The sequence below is a fragment of the Vibrio floridensis genome, from assembly GCF_021852965.1.
Classification (GTDB): domain Bacteria; phylum Pseudomonadota; class Gammaproteobacteria; order Enterobacterales; family Vibrionaceae; genus Vibrio; species Vibrio floridensis.
The window spans coordinates 1-3,029 of record NZ_JAKGCY010000044.1; the positions used below are offsets into that span (position 1 = coordinate 1).

Annotated in this window: 1 rRNA gene; it reads right to left on the minus strand. The window is 50.9% G+C overall.

The window, feature by feature from the left end:
• Positions 1–28: 28 nt before the first annotated feature.
• A 23S ribosomal RNA gene (locus LZU85_RS20545) occupies positions 29–2,916 on the minus strand.
• Positions 2,917–3,029: the final 113 nt, after the last annotated feature.

Consider the following 3,029-nt stretch of genomic DNA (forward strand, 5'->3'; position numbering starts at 1 on the left):
GAGTCCATCAAAACCCTTTGGGTGTTGTATGGTTAAGCCTCACGGGCAATTAGTACAGGTTAGCTCAACGCCTCACAGCGCTTACACACCCTGCCTATCAACGTTCTAGTCTCGAACAACCCTTTAGGATACTTAAAGTATCAGGGAAGACTCATCTCAGGGCTCGCTTCCCGCTTAGATGCTTTCAGCGGTTATCGATTCCGAACTTAGCTACCGGGCAATGCGTCTGGCGACACAACCCGAACACCAGAGGTTCGTCCACTCCGGTCCTCTCGTACTAGGAGCAGCCCCCTTCAATCTTCCAACGCCCACGGCAGATAGGGACCGAACTGTCTCACGACGTTCTAAACCCAGCTCGCGTACCACTTTAAATGGCGAACAGCCATACCCTTGGGACCGACTTCAGCCCCAGGATGTGATGAGCCGACATCGAGGTGCCAAACACCGCCGTCGATATGAACTCTTGGGCGGTATCAGCCTGTTATCCCCGGAGTACCTTTTATCCGTTGAGCGATGGCCCTTCCATTCAGAACCACCGGATCACTATGACCTGCTTTCGCACCTGCTCGAACCGTCATTCTCGCAGTTAAGCGGGCTTATGCCATTGCACTAACCTCACGATGTCCAACCGTGATTAGCCCACCTTCGTGCTCCTCCGTTACTCTTTGGGAGGAGACCGCCCCAGTCAAACTACCCACCAGGCACTGTCCGCAACCCCGATTAGGGGCCAACGTTAGAACATCAAACATACAAGGGTGGTATTTCAAGGACGGCTCCAACGCAACTGGCGTCACGTCTTCAAAGCCTCCCACCTATCCTACACATGTAGGTTCAATGTTCAGTGCCAAGCTGTAGTAAAGGTTCACGGGGTCTTTCCGTCTAGCCGCGGGTACACTGCATCTTCACAGCGATTTCAATTTCACTGAGTCTCGGGTGGAGACAGCGTGGCCATCATTACGCCATTCGTGCAGGTCGGAACTTACCCGACAAGGAATTTCGCTACCTTAGGACCGTTATAGTTACGGCCGCCGTTTACCGGGGCTTCGATCAAGAGCTTCGCTTACGCTAACCCCATCAATTAACCTTCCGGCACCGGGCAGGCGTCACACCGTATACGTCATCTTACGATTTTGCACAGTGCTGTGTTTTTAATAAACAGTTGCAGCCACCTGGTATCTGCGACTCTCGTCAGCTCCATCCGCAAGGGACTTCACCATCAAGAGCGTACCTTCTCCCGAAGTTACGGTACCATTTTGCCTAGTTCCTTCACCCGAGTTCTCTCAAGCGCCTTGGTATTCTCTACCCGACCACCTGTGTCGGTTTGGGGTACGATTCCTTACAATCTGAAGCTTAGAGGCTTTTCCTGGAAGCATGGCATCAATGACTTCACTACCGTAGTAGCTCGACGTCGTGTCTCAGCCTTAAGAGTATCCGGATTTACCTAAACACTCAGCCTACGCACTTGAACCTGGACAACCGTCGCCAGGCCCACCTAGCCTTCTCCGTCCCCCCATCGCAATTGTAAGAAGTACGGGAATATTAACCCGTTTCCCATCGACTACGCTTTTCAGCCTCGCCTTAGGGGTCGACTTACCCTGCCCCGATTAACGTTGGACAGGAACCCTTGGTCTTCCGGCGGGGAGGTTTTTCACCCCCCTTGTCGTTACTCATGTCAGCATTCGCACTTCTGATACCTCCAGCATGCTTTACAACACACCTTCAACGGCTTACAGAACGCTCCCCTACCCAATATCTAAAAGATATTGCCGCAGCTTCGGTTTACAGCTTAGCCCCGTTACATCTTCCGCGCAGGCCGACTCGACTAGTGAGCTATTACGCTTTCTTTAAATGATGGCTGCTTCTAAGCCAACATCCTAGCTGTCTAAGCCTTCCCACATCGTTTCCCACTTAGCTGTAATTTGGGACCTTAGCTGGCGGTCTGGGTTGTTTCCCTCTCCACGACGGACGTTAGCACCCGCCGTGTGTCTCCCGGATAGTACTTACTGGTATTCGGAGTTTGCAAAGGGTTGGTAAGTCGGGATGACCCCCTAGCCTTAACAGTGCTCTACCCCCAGTAGTATTCGTCCGAGGCGCTACCTAAATAGCTTTCGGGGAGAACCAGCTATCTCCGAGTTTGATTGGCCTTTCACCCCTAGCCACAAGTCATCCGCTAATTTTTCAACATTAGTCGGTTCGGTCCTCCAGTTGATGTTACTCAACCTTCAACCTGCCCATGGCTAGATCACTCGGTTTCGGGTCTATATCCAGAGACTATGACGCCCAGTTAAGACTCGGTTTCCCTACGGCTCCCCTAGATGGTTAACCTTGCCACTGAATATAAGTCGCTGACCCATTATACAAAAGGTACGCAGTCACACCACGAAGGTGCTCCTACTGCTTGTACGTACACGGTTTCAGGTTCTATTTCACTCCCCTCACAGGGGTTCTTTTCGCCTTTCCCTCACGGTACTGGTTCACTATCGGTCAGTCAGGAGTATTTAGCCTTGGAGGATGGTCCCCCCATATTCAGACAGGATAACACGTGTCCCGCCCTACTCGATTTCACTGAACATGCATCTACAACTACGGGACTATCACCCTGTATCGTCGGACTTTCCAGACCGTTCGTCTAACACATGTAAAGCTTAAGGGCTAATCCAATTTCGCTCGCCGCTACTTTCGGAATCTCGGTTGATTTCTTTTCCTCGGGGTACTTAGATGTTTCAGTTCTCCCGGTTCGCTTCATTGAGCTATGTATTCACTCAATGATACTGGCTTATGCCAGTGGGTTTCCCCATTCGGAAATCGTAGACTCAAGTGGCTGTTACTGCCTCATCTACGCTTATCGCAAGTTACTACGTCCTTCATCGCCTCTGACTGCCAAGGCATCCACCGTGTACGCTTAGTCACTTAACCATACAACCCCAAAGGGTCTTTGTTAAACAACCAAAGTTGCTATCTCATTATTTGAATGAGCGAGATAGCGTTGATTTTGCCGGACTCAATTTCGAATAGTCACTATAAGTGAC